The organism is Rhizobium sullae (assembly GCF_025200715.1).
Lineage (GTDB): Bacteria > Pseudomonadota > Alphaproteobacteria > Rhizobiales > Rhizobiaceae > Rhizobium > Rhizobium sullae.
Genome location: NZ_CP104144.1, coordinates 40,016 through 54,032, shown reverse-complemented (window position 1 = coordinate 54,032; position 14,017 = coordinate 40,016). Strand labels below are relative to the sequence as shown.

General features: G+C 60.0%; 15 protein-coding genes. 4 read left to right on the top strand and 11 right to left on the bottom strand.

The window, feature by feature from the left end; genetic code table 11:
* Positions 1-121: 121 nt before the first annotated feature.
* The 10 genes from doeB to ehuR all read right to left on the bottom strand — a co-directional run bounded on the left by doeB (position 122) and on the right by ehuR (position 9,695).
* Positions 122-1,123, bottom strand: a complete 1,002-nt coding sequence (gene doeB, locus N2599_RS20840) for a N(2)-acetyl-L-2,4-diaminobutanoate deacetylase DoeB (RefSeq protein ID WP_037144135.1) — start codon at positions 1,121-1,123, stop codon at positions 122-124.
* A 4-nt stretch (positions 1,124-1,127) separates the two neighbouring features.
* Positions 1,128-2,309 (bottom strand): ectoine hydrolase DoeA, encoded by a 1,182-nt coding sequence (gene doeA / locus N2599_RS20835; RefSeq protein WP_027513652.1) that lies wholly within the window; start codon positions 2,307-2,309, stop codon positions 1,128-1,130.
* A 32-nt stretch (positions 2,310-2,341) separates the two neighbouring features.
* Positions 2,342-3,334: an ectoine utilization protein EutC gene (eutC, locus tag N2599_RS20830; protein WP_027513653.1), complete on the bottom strand. Its 993-nt coding sequence runs from the start codon at positions 3,332-3,334 to the stop codon at positions 2,342-2,344.
* The gene (gene eutB / locus N2599_RS20825) at positions 3,331-4,332 is read right to left on the bottom strand and encodes a hydroxyectoine utilization dehydratase EutB (RefSeq protein WP_027513654.1); all 1,002 of its coding nucleotides are present in this window, start codon (positions 4,330-4,332) and stop codon (positions 3,331-3,333) included. Before eutB ends, eutC begins: the two co-directional genes overlap by 4 nt.
* A gap of 4 nt (positions 4,333-4,336) precedes the next feature.
* On the bottom strand, positions 4,337-5,116 hold the full coding sequence (gene eutA / locus N2599_RS20820) for an ectoine utilization protein EutA (RefSeq protein ID WP_027513655.1): 780 nt from the start codon (positions 5,114-5,116) through the stop codon (positions 4,337-4,339).
* Position 5,117: 1 nt separating this feature from the next.
* Positions 5,118-5,777, bottom strand: a complete 660-nt coding sequence (gene ehuD / locus N2599_RS20815) for an ectoine/hydroxyectoine ABC transporter permease subunit EhuD (RefSeq protein WP_027513656.1) — start codon at positions 5,775-5,777, stop codon at positions 5,118-5,120.
* A gap of 4 nt (positions 5,778-5,781) precedes the next feature.
* Positions 5,782-6,441: an ectoine/hydroxyectoine ABC transporter permease subunit EhuC gene (gene ehuC / locus N2599_RS20810; RefSeq protein ID WP_027513657.1), complete on the bottom strand. Its 660-nt coding sequence runs from the start codon at positions 6,439-6,441 to the stop codon at positions 5,782-5,784.
* A gap of 71 nt (positions 6,442-6,512) precedes the next feature.
* The gene (gene ehuB, locus N2599_RS20805; protein ID WP_027513658.1) at positions 6,513-7,352 is read right to left on the bottom strand and encodes an ectoine/hydroxyectoine ABC transporter substrate-binding protein EhuB; all 840 of its coding nucleotides are present in this window, start codon (positions 7,350-7,352) and stop codon (positions 6,513-6,515) included.
* A 50-nt stretch (positions 7,353-7,402) separates the two neighbouring features.
* A complete protein-coding gene (ehuA, locus tag N2599_RS20800; RefSeq protein WP_027513659.1) occupies positions 7,403-8,188 on the bottom strand; it encodes an ectoine/hydroxyectoine ABC transporter ATP-binding protein EhuA in 786 nt (261 codons plus the stop codon).
* A gap of 121 nt (positions 8,189-8,309) precedes the next feature.
* Positions 8,310-9,695: a MocR-like ectoine utilization transcription factor EhuR gene (ehuR, locus tag N2599_RS20795; protein WP_027513660.1), complete on the bottom strand. Its 1,386-nt coding sequence runs from the start codon at positions 9,693-9,695 to the stop codon at positions 8,310-8,312.
* 101 nt (positions 9,696-9,796) lie between these two features.
* On the opposite strand from ehuR, the gene N2599_RS20790 reads away from it, so the two are divergent.
* The 4 genes from N2599_RS20790 to N2599_RS20775 all read left to right on the top strand — a co-directional run bounded on the left by N2599_RS20790 (position 9,797) and on the right by N2599_RS20775 (position 12,268).
* Complete coding sequence (locus N2599_RS20790) at positions 9,797-10,276, top strand: Lrp/AsnC family transcriptional regulator (RefSeq protein ID WP_027513661.1); 480 nt, start codon at positions 9,797-9,799, stop codon at positions 10,274-10,276.
* A gap of 358 nt (positions 10,277-10,634) precedes the next feature.
* The gene (locus N2599_RS20785; RefSeq protein ID WP_027513662.1) at positions 10,635-10,862 is read left to right on the top strand and encodes a hypothetical protein; all 228 of its coding nucleotides are present in this window, start codon (positions 10,635-10,637) and stop codon (positions 10,860-10,862) included.
* A gap of 182 nt (positions 10,863-11,044) precedes the next feature.
* Positions 11,045-11,254 (top strand): hypothetical protein, encoded by a 210-nt coding sequence (locus tag N2599_RS20780; RefSeq protein ID WP_027513663.1) that lies wholly within the window; start codon positions 11,045-11,047, stop codon positions 11,252-11,254.
* 879 nt (positions 11,255-12,133) lie between these two features.
* Positions 12,134-12,268: a hypothetical protein gene (locus N2599_RS20775; RefSeq protein ID WP_260308537.1), complete on the top strand. Its 135-nt coding sequence runs from the start codon at positions 12,134-12,136 to the stop codon at positions 12,266-12,268.
* A 514-nt stretch (positions 12,269-12,782) separates the two neighbouring features.
* Here the strand turns inward: N2599_RS20775 and N2599_RS20770 are convergent.
* Entirely contained in the window at positions 12,783-13,721 is a 939-nt protein-coding gene (locus N2599_RS20770) for a nucleotidyltransferase and HEPN domain-containing protein (RefSeq protein ID WP_100770415.1), read from the bottom strand.
* Positions 13,722-14,017: the final 296 nt, after the last annotated feature.

The window sequence follows — 14,017 nt, the reverse complement described above, 5'->3', positions numbered from 1 at the left end:
CAGGCCGGCTGAACCGTATAAACCGCCTTTCCGGCCTCTGCCGGAAGGGCAATGACTGGTCGGAAGCCGGACGTGGCAGCGACGCCGCGCCTGGGCGCGGCGCGATAATTGCCTCCATAGGTCAAATCGCCAGGACGGCGGCGCAATCGCCGGGCTTTATTAGCCCCGGAAAGTGCCGCGCGGTGAGGATGCCCGTCATCTTTGACCGAAGCTCGACCGGAACGCCGCCGGTTCTCCCGACCGGATGGATCCGCGCGACAACCTCCCCTTTATTTACGGTCTCGCCCAGGTCGGCTACAAATTCTGCGAGCCCGGCATCTTCGCTGAACAGGAAGCAGTCGCCGTCCGGCATATCGAGCCATCGGGTCGCTTGTGGCTCAACGATACCATCGACGATGCCGGCATGCTTGAGGACGTTCATCACGCCGCGTTTGGCAATCGTCGCGCTTTTCGCTGTCGCCGTTCCGCCGCCGCCGAGTTCCGTGGTGATGAATATCTTGCCCATCTCCTCGGCGGCCGTGTCGTACATTCCGACAGTGTCGATCTCCAGCATCTTCATCGAGTAGGGCGCGCCGAACGCCTCGACGAACTCAAAGCCCTTTGCCTCCTGATCCTTGTCGGGCAGGATATGGGCGGCGCAAAACGGCAGAAAATCGAGCGTCCTGCCGCCAGAATGGAAGTCGAGCACGATATCGGCAAGCGGCAGGAGTGTCCGCTGGAAATAATCCGCGATCTTCTGCGTAACCGTGCCGTCCGGTCTGCCCGGAAAGCTGCGGTTCATATTACCCTTGTCGATGGGCGAGGTTCTGGCCCCCGACAGGAACGCCGGGTAGTTCATGGCGGGCACGATGATGACGCGGCCTTTGACGTCTTCTGCCTGAAGCGCCCGGGCAAGATCGAAGAGCGCGATCGGCCCTTCATATTCGTCGCCGTGATTGCCACCGGTCAACAATGCAGTCGGGCCGAAGCCGTTCCGTATGACGCTGATCGGGATCATGACCGACCCCCATGCGGAATCGTCGCGGCTGTATGGCAGCCGCAGAAAGCCGTGCTGGACGCCGTCGGCAGCGAAATCGACCGTGGCGCTGATCGGCGATGGGCGCAGGATTGTGTTGCTCGTCATCCTGTCAGTCCTTGACCATCAGCTTGCGCGGCACATTAGCGAGGCACTCGACGCCAGTCTCCGTGATCAGGATACTTTCGGTCGTCTCGAAGCCCATGTCTTCAAGCCAGAGCCCGGTCATGAAATGGAATGTCATTCCGGGCTTCAGTTCCGTCTTGTCGCCAGGACGCAAGCTCATGGTCCGCTCGCCCCAATCCGGCGGATAGGAGAGCCCGATCGGATAACCGGTGCGGTTGTCCTTCACGATCCCGTACTTCCTCAGCACCGCAAAGAAGGCGTTGGCGATGTCCTCGCAGGTATTGCCAGGCTTTGCGACGGCAAGGCCGGCTTCCATGCCTTCGAGCGTTGCTTTTTCCGCATCGAGAAAAGCCTGCGTCGGGTTGCCGAGGAAAACGGTTCGCGACAGCGGAAGATGGTAGCGATTGTAGCAGCCGGCGATCTCGAAGAAGGTGCCCTCGTCCCGCTTCATCGGCCGGTCGTCCCAGGTGAGATGCGGCGCGGAGGCTTCCACGCCCGACGGCAGCAGAGGCACGATCGCCGGATAATCCCCGCCGATCCCGTCGACACCTCTTGTCCCGGCATCATAAATTTCCGCAACGAGATCGCATTTGCGCATGCCGACTTCGATCTTGTCGAAGATGCGCTGATGCATGGCTTCGACGATGCGGGCGGCATTGCGCATATATTTGATCTCCGTCTCGCTCTTGACGGCGCGCTGCCAGTTGACCAGCGCCGTCGCATCGACGAAACGGGCGTTCGGCAGGTGCTTTTGCAGTGAAGCAAAGGCGGCGGCCGAGAACCAGTAATTGTCCATCTCGACGCCGATCGAAAGCTTGCCGAGGCGGCGGTCGGTCAGGATACCGGAGAGGTAGTCCATCGGATGCCGCTCGGTGGACTGCACGTAATGGTCCGGATAGCCGATGATGTTTTCGTGCTTCAGATAGGCGGTCAGCTTCGCACCGTTGGCGTCCTGCCCGCGGCCGAACCAGATCGGTTCGCCGGACGGCGGTACGATCACGGCCTGATGCACATAGAAGGACCAGCCGTCATAGCCGGTCAGCCAGGCCATGTTGGACGGATCGCTGACGATCAAAAGCTCGATGCCCTTGGCTTCCATTGCCTTTCGGGTCTTGTCGAGGCGCGCGCTGTATTCCTCACGCGAAAATTTGAGATTGGGCTTTGTCATATTCCTTCCCTCCTTGACCGGTGCCGCACCGGTCAGCTTTCAAATGTCGTTCCAGCGTTGGCGGCCTTGGCCCGCCCAAAGGCAAGCGTGGCGATGGCGGTGTCCTGAATGCCAGTGCCCGTCAGGTCCGCGATGGTGATCTGTTTAGCGTCCGAACGGCCTTGACGTTGACCGGCGGCAATCTGTCCGAGCTCTGGAAATTCAGTGGTGGCGGCGATCGTGCCGGCGGCGATCGCATGGTGGAGTTCGCCCAGCCGGCGTGTCTGCTTTAGGCTGTCGGCGACATAGAGATCGGCCTGCGTGATCGCGACAGGATCGATTTCGTTCTTGTGCTCGGCATCGGAACCCATGGCCGTCAGATGCTGGCCAGGCTCCAGCCAGCCAGCGCTCACGATCGGCGTCTCGGCAGGCGTCGTCGTCACGATGACATCCGCTCCCCTCATCGCCTCTCGAGGGTCGGCTTTCGCAAGGACATCTATTCCAAGCTTTGCAGATAATTCGGCAGCCGTAGCCTCTGCCTTGGAACCATCCCGCGCCCAGATCCGGGCGGACGTGATCGGACGGACGAGCATCAGCGCCTCAAGCTGCAATTTCGCCTGCATGCCGGCCCCGAAGACCGCGGCAACCTTTGAGTCCTCGCGGGACAGATGCTTTGCTGCGACGGCCCCCGCAGCTGCCGTTCTGACGTCGGTCAGATAGCCGTTATCGAGGAGCAGCGCTTGAACAAGGCCGGTCCTGCTGGAGAGCAGCACCATCATTCCGTTGGTGCTCGGAAGTCCGATCTTGGGATTGTCGAAAAAGCCAGGACTGATCTTGATGGCGAAGCTTTCGATACCTGGGACATAGGCCGTCTTCACATCGACTTCACCACGATGTTCCGGAACGTCGAGCCTGAGGATCGGCGGCATGGCGACTGATTTCGTCGCCAGCGCTTTGAAGGCGTCCTCGACGCAGCTGACCGCATCGAGATCAAGGCTGACGATCTTCCGGAGGTCTGCTTCCGTCAGAATGATCATGGAGCTCATGCCGTGTCCTTTCCGGTAGATGCCGTTGCGCCGTTGATCACACTTCGATGCTGTTCCATGTCGACATTCCGGCCGGACAGGATCGCAACCACCGGTCCGGTGACGTCGATCTTGCCCGCAAGCAGCGCCGCGATGCCGACAGCACCCGCTCCCTCAACCACCTCGCGTTCCATGCAATAGGCGTGATGCATGCCCGCGGCGATCTCCGGCTCGCTCAGAAGGACGACGTCATCAAGTAGGTCGCGGCACATCGAAAAAGTAAGCCGGTTATCGAGACCGATCCCGCCACCCAGGGAATCGGCGAGGCTTTCCTCTTCCTCGACCGCAACCGGATGACCTGCGTCGAGACTTGCCTTCATGGCGGCACCCCGCTCCATAGTCAGGCCGATCAGGCGAATTCCCGGATTGATCGCCTTCAGCGCCGCAGCGACACCTGCCGCAAGGCCACCGCCGGAGAGCGGCACGAGAACTGTCGCGGCCTCGGGGCAATCCTTAAAGATCTCCAGCCCGAGCGAGCCTTGACCCGCGATTACCCTGGCATCGTCGAAGGGCGGCACCGCGATCATCCCATCGTCTTGCACAAGACGGTCGACCTCCACCTGGGCGTCATCCTGCGAGCGTCCGATGATCCGGACATTTGCGCCGAGCCGGCGGATCTCCGCTACCTTGTTTTCAGGAACCAGCCGGGACATGCAGATCGTCGCGCTGGAGCCCTCAGCCTTCGCCGCATAAGCAAGCGCGCGCCCGTGATTACCGGTCGAGGCCGCCACGACGCCGCGCGCCTTCTGCGCAGCCGACAGCGAAAGCACGGCATTGGTTGCGCCACGCAACTTGAAACTGCCGGTAATCTGCTGGTGCTCGAGCTTCAGGTAGACGGCTGCGCCAACACGTTCGCTGAGCGCATCCGATCTCACGATTGGCGTTTGCCGAACCCGGCCCGAAATGCGCTCGGACGCGAGGATGATGTCCCGAAGACTGACTGGCAAGGATCTGGTCATGACATCAATCTCCCGGATAGGGTATCGTCATGAGCCGGGCGATCTCCGGCCGCGGCCTGTCGTCGCCGCAATGCCTCAGGCAGGCCCAGGCTGTCGCGAGATTGCTGGTGACCACCGGCTTTCCGATCTTCCGTTCGATCCTGCCCGCGACCTGGGCGGCACGCAGCGCCGTGCAGGAGATGAAGAGCGCATCTGAGCCCGGCGCAGTGGCATCGAGCGCAAGCGCCTCAATCTCCTCCGGCGCGATCCGTGCCATCTCCCGGTCGTCCGTGAAACCGAGGCAGGTGAAGCGATCTATTTCGAAACCGAGCGCGGCGAAATAATTCGCCATCGGCCGGCTCGTTTCGACGGTGTAGGGCGTCAGGATCGATATTCTTTTCGCGGTGAAGGCGCGCAGCGCCTTCACCGCAGCAGCCGTCGGCGTAACGACCGGCATGCCGGGCTTTGCCGCGGCGATCGCTGCCTCGACCTTGTCGTCGCCGATGACGACCGACGCCGACGTGCATGAATACATGATCGCATCGAGCGGTTCGCCCGGCAGGATGAGCCCTGCCCCCGTCGTCAACGACGGCTGCATCTTCAGAAGATTTTCCGGCGTCGTCGGATTAGCGTAGTGGATGCGGCTCACGTAAACGCCGATGCGATCGCTGGCTACCATCCGATGGAAGTCGACTTCTGTCGTATGATCGGTTGCAAGGATCACCAGACCCACGCGCTTTTCCAAGGGCCGCTCGTCCAGCCGGGGACGGCGGCTTGCCGTCATGATATCGATCGTTGCCGTCATCTTAATCTTCCGTCCGAGCATAACGCTCTTCCAGCCAGCGCAGTCCGATCACCGAGATCAGGCTGATCGCCAGGAAGAAGATACCGACCAGCGTCATCGGCTCGATATAGCGGTAGTTGCTGTTGGCGATGCTCTTTGCCTGGTTCATCAGTTCGAGCACCGTGATGGCGGAGAGCAGCGGCGTCTCCTTGAACATCGCGATGAAGTAGTTGGCGAGCGCCGGGATCATCGGCGGGATCGCCTGCGGCAGGATGATATGGATCCATGCTTGGCGCGTCGTCAGATTCGTCGCCTTTGCCGCTTCCCACTGGCCACGCGGCACGTTCTCGATGCCGGCGCGATAGACCTCGGCGGTGTAGGTTGCATAATGCAGGCCGAGGCCGATGACGCCGGCGACGAGCGGCGAAAGCCTGATGCCGATATCCGGCAGCACGTAGAATATGAAATAGAGCTGCACGAGCAGCGGCGTGCCACGGATGAACTCGGAAATGAAGCCCACGCCGCGCGATACAGCGTTGATTGGCGAACGGCGCACCAGCGCGATAGCAAGGCCCAAGGCCGCCGCCACTGCCGCGCCGAGCACCGTCGCAAGGATGGTGATCTTGAAGCCTTCGATGAGCGTCGGCATAATCTGCCAGACGAAATCCCAATCCCACTCCATCGCGCTAGACCCTCATTCCGTCGAGACCGCGGGTCATGCGCCGCTCAAGCCAGCGCATCGCAGTCGAAATTGCCCAGGCCATCAGGAAGTAGAGAACGAGAATGGTCGCAAACGGTATCAGCGTATTGCCCGTCTGCGCCCGCACGACCTGTGCCTGGAAGGTCAGATCCGTCAGCGAAATCAGCGAGACGACGGCGGTGCCCTTCAGCAGCTCGATCGCATTGTTGCAGAAGGTCGGCAGCATCAAAGGGAGTGCCTGCGGCAGGATGATGTAGCGCATGCGCTGGTAGCGCGACAGATTGAGCGCGACGCAGGCTTCGCTCTGCTCGCGCCCGATCGCCTTGACAGCGCCGCGAACGACTTCGGCCGCGTAGGCGCCGACATTCAGCCCGAGCGCAAGAACGCCCGCCTGGAGCGGCGTCAGAGTGAGCCCGGCAAAGGGCAGCACGAAATAGACCCAAAACAGCTGGACGAAAATCGAGGTGCCGCGAAAGAATTCGATATAGGCCGTCGCAAGCGCCCGGACGGCGAACAAGCGCGAAAGCCGCGCGAGCCCCGCGGCGAATGCCATGACGAGCGCCAGTGCCGATCCCATGAGCGTGAGCTTGATGGTTACAAGCGCGCCTTCAAGGATCAATGTGAGGTAGCCGGACCATACCGACATCTGGACGGGTCCCTTTCAGAGGATTGAGGAGCCGGCTCCGCATTTCAAGGCGGAGCCGGAAGTCCGCTGGCTTATTTTGCCGCGCAGAGCTTGTCGCGGCTGGTCGACATCGCGGCCGCCGCCGAGAAACCGTAAGGCTCGATGATCTTCGCGAACTCGCCGGATTCCTTCAACTTCTTGAGCTCAACGTCATAGGCGTCACGAAGTGCAACATCCTGCTTGCGGAAGGCGGCGCCATCGCAATAGACGGGAGCGCCAACGACCGGTGCGACTGTCTCGAGGTTTGCATCATTCGCCTTGGCCATCAGGTCGTGGATCGACAGAACCGGCAGGGAATAGGCATCGATGCGGCCATCCTGCAGCATCTTGATGCCGCTCTGGCCGTCCGGAACGACGATGACCCGGTCACGCGGCACGCCGGCCTCAAGCGCCAGCTTTTCTTCCGTGCCGCCGCCGGGAGCACCGATCTTCGCATCCGAATTGTCGGCGATGTCCTTAAAGCTCTTGAGCTTCAACGGATTGCCCTTCTTGACGGCGAAGGCCTCCGCGTCGCAGAGCATCGGCTCCGAGTAGGCGACGGCAGCGCAACGCTCGGGCTTCATGAAGAGACCGGCGGTGATCGCATCGTGGCGGCCCGCCTGCAGGCCCGGGATCATCGCACCGTATTCGGAGATCGAGGCAACCACTTCCTTGACGCCGAGGCGCTCGAAAATCACCCGTGCAACGTCGGGAGCGGCGCCCGATACCTTTCCGTCCGCGCCGACCGACGTGAACGGCGGCTCGTTTGCGATGGCGATGCGGGCAAAGCCCTGCTCTTTCAGCTGATCGAGATCGACCGCCTGCGCTGGCGCAATCGCCACCGAAAGAAGTGCGGAAAATGCGGCTGCACTTAGAAGAATCGTCTTTTTCATGTTCCCTGCTCCTGGTTTTCCTTGGATTGTTACTTGAGGATACACAGCGGTCAGATGCGATGTCCCGCCGCGATGATCTTGCGCAGGAAGGTTTGCGTCCGCTCCTGCGTCGGATTGCGGAAAATGTCGTTGGGTTTGCCTTCCTCGACGATCTTGCCGCGGTCGAAAAACAGCACGCGATCGGCAAAATCGTGAGCGAAGCCCATTTCGTGCGTGACGAGAAGCATCGTCATGTCTGTTTCCGACGCGAGGTGCTTCATGACGCTCAAGACCTCCTCGACGAGTTCCGGATCAAGCGCCGATGTCACCTCGTCGAAGAGCATGATCTTCGGCGACAGCGCGAGGGCTCTTGCGATTGCGACGCGCTGCTTCTGACCGCCAGACAGTTGGGCGGGAACGCTCTTGGCCTTGTCGGCCATGCCGACCATATCCAGGAGCGCCATCGCGCGCCTTTCCGCATCGGCCCTCTTGAGGCCTTTCGTCAGCATCGGCGCAAGCGTCACGTTGTCGAGAACACATTTGTGTGGAAACAGATTGAAGTGCTGGAAGACCATGCCGATCTTCTCGCGCATGCGATGCAGATGGCGCTCGTCTGCCGGGACCAGCTCCTTGCCTCGGGGCATGTGATAGAGCTGCTCGCCGTCGACCTCGATATGGCCACCGTTGATCGATTCAAGCGTCATCAGGATGCGCAGGATCGTCGTTTTTCCCGATCCGGACGGCCCGATCAGCGCCAGCTTCTCGCCCGGCATGACATTCATCGACAGACCATCGAGCACGGTCAGCGGACCGTATTTCTTGACGATGTTGTCGATGCGGATGATGGGCGCCGTCATTCATGTCTCCCCTGTTGAGACAGGCAATGCGCTAACGATGACGGCCGATCGAAATCATGTCAATTCGCAAAATAATATCATGACAATTATTCTGGCACTGCACATTCCGTGGGCAGCAGCGTCAAATCGCAAGCAGCAGCGCCTCGGGATTTCCTTGCGCCAGAGATGCGACAACCCCAAGGCCGGTGCGCAATTCGTTTTCCGTGGTCGAGCCGAGTGAAATGCGCACAGCGGGCGTCCACCCTTGGTCCGCAGTTCTGAAAGAGGTGCCGGGCGCAATCGCAACGCCGCGCAGGCGGGCCTGCGATACGAAGGAATCTTCCAGGTGGGCGCCCGAAAGCGGCAGCCAGACGTGAAGGCTCTGCGGATGGGCGCGATAGGCAAGCCCCGCCAGGGCCTCCGCAGCGATGGCATGCCGGCCCTTCAGCGCCTCGCGCTGCCATTTGACAAGTTCAAGAGCCGTGCCGTCGCTTACCCATCGGGTGGCGATTTCGGCAATCGCCGGTGTCGCCATCCAGCTCGAAACGAGATGGCGGTTGGCAACAGCGGCGACATAGCGGTCGGGGGCTGCGAGATAGCCGATGCGTAGGCCCGGCACAGTGATCTTCGTGAAGCTCGTGACGTAGAGCGTGCGCTCCGGCGCAAAAGCGGCAATCGGCGGCGCGCGATCTTCCACCAGCGGCCCGAGGATGTCGTTTTCGATGATGGCGATGTCGTGGCGCGCCGCGACATCGGCGAGCTGCTGCCGGCGCTTGGCGCTCATCAGCGCCGCCATCGGATTGATGACGGACGGCTGCAGAAAGACCGCGCGGATCGGACCCTTACGGCAAGCCTCGTCGAGCGCTTCGGGGATCATGCCCTCCTCGTCGATCGCCAGACCTTCGAGATGAAGGCCGAGATAGGTGGAAAGCGGCACGAGCGTATGATGGCTGATCGCTTCGGTCGCAACGGTGGAGCCAGACGGCGCAACGCTCATCAGCGCGACGGTCATGCCGGACGTTGCGCCATTCGTAAGGCAGATATTCAACGGAGAGACGTCCAGGCCACAGCGGGACAGCCAGTCCGCCGCAATGGCGCGGTGACGCGGGAAGACCATGTTCGGCCTGAAAGACAGGGCCGAACTTGATGGAAGATTCTCCGAAAGCCAGCCAAACGCCTGGCGCATTTTTTCAAGATGCAACTGCTCGCAAACGGGCTTTAAGATCGAAAGGTCGATCACCTCACCAAGCCGCTCCGGCAGGTAAGGGGGTTCCGGCTCGCGCGGCTGGGTCTGCACGAAACTGCCACGGCCGATCTCGCCGGATATCAGGCCGCGCCGGATCAGTTCGTCATAGGCCCGGCTCACTGTCTGCACGGAAAGCTGTAGGTCATCGGCCATTTTACGATGCGGCGGCAGCCGGACACCGTCGGAAAGCTTCCCGTCGGTAATTGCACGGGCAATCTGTTCGGCAAGCGAAAGATAGGCCGGCCGGCGAAGCTGAGAGGGATCAGGGCGCCAATTTGTCATGATTTAGACACTGGTGAAAATCAGTTCAATTGACAATGGCAAAATGTGCTCCCATTGTCTTTTCCTCATCTTTGGAATGATTTCGCCCACCCGGAAATGCCATGAAACTCGACGCCATCGACCTGCGTATCCTCGACGCCATTCAGCGTGACGGGCGCATCACCAAGCTGGCGCTTGCCGAAAAGGCCGGGCTTTCGCCGACCCCTTGCTGGATGCGGCTGAGAAAACTGGAAAAAGCGGGTATCGTCACCGGCTACCATGCCCGCATCGCGCTCCGCCGGATCGCACCGGTCGCCAGCGTTATGGTGGAGCTGACGCTTGCCAATCATCGCCAGAGCGACTTCGAGCGCTTCGAACGGGTGATCGCGACCATTCCCGAAATCGTCGGCTGCTGGTCGGTCGGCGGTGGGATCGACTATTTTCTGAAAATCGCAGCACCCGACATCGATGCCTATCAGCGGCTGATCGACGACCTGCTCGACCGCGAACTCGGCATCGAACGCTACTTCACTTATATCGTTACGAAGACGGTCAAGGACGAAACGGTCCTTCCCATCGCATCTTTGATTGGTTCACCGTGAGCAATCTCGATCCCACTACCGGAGTCGTGCAAGTCTGGTCGAGCCGTTGGATTATGCCGCTGCTTGGCAGGCCGGACTTTTCGCTTCTGCTTGCCAAAGGCGTTGCATCGCTGCTGGGCATTGGCGGAAAAACTCAATATTCCTTGGCCGGATAGCTTCGATCCGGCAACGCGGCGGATACCGACTGCTGAATTCGGAACTGAGTATCTAGTTGAGTGGTCGTCCAGCGCCGCCGGCTAAACGCGTCTATGATAGCTACTTCGGGATTGCCGCGGCCTTCTCGGTTGCGGCGCCTGATTGGAAGGAAATCTGGAAAGATCGTCGCAAAACGCTAAGAGCAAATGGGGGAGCCACAACCATGACCGACACGCACCAGCCCCGCCTCCGCGACGTCCCACTTACGTCTGAAGACCTCGCGATCTGCGACATGGTTCTGGACGAACTGTGCGCTGAATTTCAACTGGCCAACGGCGGATCAGTAGTCGATCACCTGGCATCGATCATCATCGAATTGTATCGGCAAGGCGTGCGTGAACCAGAACAGCTAAAGCTGTTGGCGGGGGCGACGAGAGAAAAGGGCGATTGATCGATCGCCTTGCGTAAACGACCAGATGATGTAGACGCTGCGCTAGGACGCGACCGCCATTAACTTGAGAATGGGGTCGGGCGGCAGATTGACGTCACGCCGCTGCCACGAGATCACGTGGCCGTTCTGCTCTTGACCACCGTTGCCATTCTAAAACAACTGAGTTTGCGGCTCACCACCGTTTGACTGCCCATTACCACGAACAAAAGGCTCTCGGCATTTGTGCCGCCGGCAACATCGGTGACAAGCCCGTGGTGGGCTATGAACAAATCGATTGTCGACAAGCCGCCCTCGCCTACGTCCGCTTCGCTCAGCCGCCCGATCCCGAAGTGGGCTGGCGGCGAAAAGATATCGAGGCAGCCCTTTCAGCGGGGCGCTCGCCCTACGGCTGACAGCCTTGGCACCTTCTCAGCATCAAGCAGACGGCTCGCCTCACCAGCCTCTCTCACACGATGATCAATCGTCCGTCAGTCGCCTAGAGTGGCTTCGAACGATGAGACTTGGCCATGGGCGCGGCCTGGAACCTTAGTTCGTGCATCTTGAAGATGCGAGCTATGAAGCGTACTTTCCGACGTCGCCCGCTCTAGGGCGCTGCTCATCATTTCTTGAGCCCCGTCCCCTTGCGGGGCTTCTTTTCCCAGCGCGTCATCACCAGGCTTGGTCTGGCTGGACACGCAAACTAGCTTCGGCACTCGAATAACTTGCTGCTTGGGCGCATGACCGGCGAGGTCCTTGACTGTGTCAGCGCGTGGATATCGCCGTTGCCTTCGATGTCGACGTCCATCGGGCTGATAAAACGCGGACCTCACCGAGCCATGTTCCTTAGAATTCAGTAAATGGCGCCGTGAAATAATTCTTCCAGTCCCGCATCTAACGATCACTCGCTGGTATTGACGGGAGTATCAGCCATTGAACTATCGCGGCCTGCGACGATTTGACCGCCTGGGAAACTGAGAGCTTGCCCTAGTTTCTGGTGAGCCGCCGCGGCGGTGATTTACTCCTCCCAGTTCAGCCTCGCCCTCCACCCTATGGGGCGGGGCTGTTTTCCTTTTTTCACCGAGAACTTTTCCTTCGCATGCGCGCTTATTGGCACGCGATTTCATCGTCCTTCAGTCGATGAAAATTGCATGATCCCAGTGCCGCAGGAGTGTGCCCCTTGCCTTCCCGGCTAAGGAGAAGGCGCCTCGGTAGGGACCACAAGATGAAAGGGCGGTGGCGTGGCTTCCATCTTAATGCGGGTTTCCTATATCAATTCACATGGAGGCGCGACTATGGATGTTGACAGGAACAACAAACCCGCCCAAGCCCAATCAAATTGGCCTATCATCTCATTGGCCCTGGCTGGTTTGGCATTGCCAATCCTCGACACAGTTGCGGCGATCGTCGAGCTTTTGTATCTGCTTTGAGGAACCGCCCTGTTCCGCCGTGCGTGCAGCCCATCGATGCTTGGCGAGGTGTGATTCTAGGAATGGGCAATACCGAACACCTGCGACATGCGATGCTTGATGTATGCTTCCCGCAATAAGGTTGTCCGCCTCGACTGACGATCACCGCCGCCCGATACCGTGGAGGCACTTGCCTCGGTTACCTCCGTCCGCTTGCCATTGCAGATGATTTAAGGGAGTATCCGGCCTCTGGCCCCTGGGGCCTGGGCAGTCTTCCATGATAGGATAATCCCATGCCTCTGAAATACCTTTTGGCCGCCGCAGCAATAGCGCTTTTGACCCTTTCAGGGTGTACAACCACCGGCTCGGACAACACAACCTACGCACAGCCGCAAGGGATAGGCCCAGTTCGCGGCAGCGGTATTAACGGCTATTAGCTACCCGTGTCGAATAATCTAGGCCTCCGGGCCGAACAACCGTTCTGATGTAACGGAGGAGGGATTTGGCCCCCATGCCGTTGCGGGCATGCCGCATTTTAGGCGCGGTCTTCAGTCGTCGCCGCTTGCCGCTCCAGTTCGGCCAAGCGCTCCCTGCAGATGGCTGCAACAATCTGATGTAGATGCTCTGTTCGCTCAAGCAGCCAGGCTAGCGCTTCTTCGGTGATCTCGAAGTGTTTCGAGTATCGCGCCTTTACATAGGCTTCGTTGAGAATGTTGTACCAGGCGGTATAGCGGTGCTGGTCACGCGGCCAGGCGTCGATCAACCGGCGGTCCTGGTCTTCCGCCAGCCCCCGCAGGAATTTCAGGTTGTGCGATGGTGGGCTGTAGTTGGTCAGCGTCAAGAGCGCGGTCGCAAAAGCATGTTCGTTTGCTTGGTGCAAGCTAAACGCTGCCAGACGCGCCCATTCAGTCGATTCACCAATTTGGCTGGCCTGCCATTGCGCGGTCCGAAGCGTTAACTGGGCTTCGGGGTAGCGCCTCTCGAAATGCTCCTTCGCCACCCTATACGCATCGACCGCCGAGAGCGTCCTAGGCTCCGCCAGCGGCCGGTCGTCGAGCTCGTAGAGCACGATGCCCTCGCGCAGGATGTCGGCGAAGAAATACTGGCCATCGGCCAGAAAGTTGTTCACCTCCCTGGCGCCATGGACGATCAGCCCGACCGGCGTCTTCACGCCTTTGTCCCAAAGGAGCCGGTCGGTTGTTTTGTCCCAGTATTGTGGTTCGGCCAGTTGTTTGGAATTGACGATGACGAGGATGTCGTAGTCGGAGCGGTAGCCCTTCATCGTGTGCGGCTCGTCGACCCAGGTGCCGCGCGCGAAGGAACCGAAAAGCAAAATCTTTAAGATCCGGCCGCGCTTCTTGAAGGCGGCCGACGTGCCTGACAGCGCATCGGCGAACTCCTCATGGATGATCGCAACGACGCGGGCAAGCTCGCGCTGCTTTTCTTCCGGCAGATGTTCCAGGGACGATCGCATGGGTTCATCGATAGGCCAAAGACGATTCGCCGTCTACTACTGGAAACTGCAGGAACCGCGGCATGAAAAAAGAGCGGATTTGATTTTCCGGTGCCTATGAGTCGGTCACCTGTAAAGCTCGACACAGAAGCGGATTTAGCCTGAGGCTTCCTGTCCTGACTGCGTTGATCCCAGGATATATCGATGACGACGACACGTCGCCGAGCCGCTGGGCGTGTGGCGTGTGGCGTATAGAAGGCATAGTTTTGAAGAACGTTTGATCGCGATGCTCGAAACGCAATCCGGCTCGTAGACAG

Excerpts from the sequence above, each read along its gene's own strand:
- doeB (WP_037144135.1), bottom strand. The coding sequence starts at position 1,123 with ATGACGAGCAACACAATCCTGCGCCCATCGCCGATCAGCGCCACGGTC.
- doeA (WP_027513652.1), bottom strand. The coding sequence starts at position 2,309 with ATGACAAAGCCCAATCTCAAATTTTCGCGTGAGGAATACAGCGCGCGC.
- eutC (WP_027513653.1), bottom strand. The coding sequence starts at position 3,334 with ATGAGCTCCATGATCATTCTGACGGAAGCAGACCTCCGGAAGATCGTC.
- eutB (WP_027513654.1), bottom strand. The coding sequence starts at position 4,332 with ATGACCAGATCCTTGCCAGTCAGTCTTCGGGACATCATCCTCGCGTCC.
- eutA (WP_027513655.1), bottom strand. The coding sequence starts at position 5,116 with ATGACGGCAACGATCGATATCATGACGGCAAGCCGCCGTCCCCGGCTG.
- ehuD (WP_027513656.1), bottom strand. The coding sequence starts at position 5,777 with ATGGAGTGGGATTGGGATTTCGTCTGGCAGATTATGCCGACGCTCATC.
- ehuC (WP_027513657.1), bottom strand. The coding sequence starts at position 6,441 with ATGTCGGTATGGTCCGGCTACCTCACATTGATCCTTGAAGGCGCGCTT.
- ehuB (WP_027513658.1), bottom strand. The coding sequence starts at position 7,352 with ATGAAAAAGACGATTCTTCTAAGTGCAGCCGCATTTTCCGCACTTCTT.
- ehuA (WP_027513659.1), bottom strand. The coding sequence starts at position 8,188 with ATGACGGCGCCCATCATCCGCATCGACAACATCGTCAAGAAATACGGT.
- ehuR (WP_027513660.1), bottom strand. The coding sequence starts at position 9,695 with ATGACAAATTGGCGCCCTGATCCCTCTCAGCTTCGCCGGCCGGCCTAT.
- N2599_RS20790 (WP_027513661.1), top strand. The coding sequence starts at position 9,797 with ATGAAACTCGACGCCATCGACCTGCGTATCCTCGACGCCATTCAGCGT.
- N2599_RS20785 (WP_027513662.1), top strand. The coding sequence starts at position 10,635 with ATGACCGACACGCACCAGCCCCGCCTCCGCGACGTCCCACTTACGTCT.
- N2599_RS20775 (WP_260308537.1), top strand. The coding sequence starts at position 12,134 with ATGGATGTTGACAGGAACAACAAACCCGCCCAAGCCCAATCAAATTGG.
- N2599_RS20770 (WP_100770415.1), bottom strand. The coding sequence starts at position 13,721 with ATGCGATCGTCCCTGGAACATCTGCCGGAAGAAAAGCAGCGCGAGCTT.